The sequence below is a fragment of the Streptomyces sp. x-19 genome, assembly GCF_046549115.1.
Lineage (GTDB): Bacteria > Actinomycetota > Actinomycetes > Streptomycetales > Streptomycetaceae > Streptomyces > Streptomyces albulus_C.
This window is the reverse complement of the sequence record NZ_JAJPWK010000123.1, coordinates 1-532: the sequence shown is the minus strand read 5'-3', so window position 1 is coordinate 532 and position 532 is coordinate 1. Positions and strand designations below refer to the sequence as shown.

General features: G+C 67.9%; 1 protein-coding gene. It reads right to left on the bottom strand.

Annotation, left to right across the window (positions count from 1 at the left end):
- Nucleotides 1-82: 82 nt before the first annotated feature.
- A partial coding sequence (locus tag ACLJT4_RS42555; protein WP_411130541.1) for a transposase occupies nt 83-532 on the bottom strand: 450 nt, incomplete at its 5' end.

Genomic DNA, 532 nt, shown 5'->3' with positions numbered 1-532 from the left:
GGGGTGGGTTGGTGGCAGGTGGGGCAGGTGCCTGTCCAGGTGGCCAGGAGGTGTTGGAGGAGGTCCAGGGCCTGGTAGAGGGTCAGGCCCTGGCAGGGGCTTTTGGGCTCCTCCGTTGTTCGGTCAGGAAGAGGTGGGCAGCGGTGACGAGGGTGACGTGGCGGTGCCAGCCGATGAACGAGCGGCCTTCGAAGTGGTCCAGCCCCAGTGCGGTCTTCAACTCCCGGTAGTCGTGCTCGATGCGCCACCGCAGTTTCGCGATGCGGACGAGGTCGCGGGCGGGGATGTTGGCGGGCAGGTTCGAGATCCAGTACTTGACCGGCTCGTCCTCACCTTCGGGCCACTGGGCGATCAGCCAGCTCAGACCGATCGTGCCGTCCGCGGCGGGTTGAGGCCGCCGCCCTGCAAGACGGACCCGCAACAGCACGAAGTGGGAGCTCATCGCGGCTTTGGAGCCCTTGCGCCAAGTCAGGGTCCGTCCCTGGCCTCGCCCTGCGGCCAGCACGTGTTCACGCAAGGACACCGGCCGGGT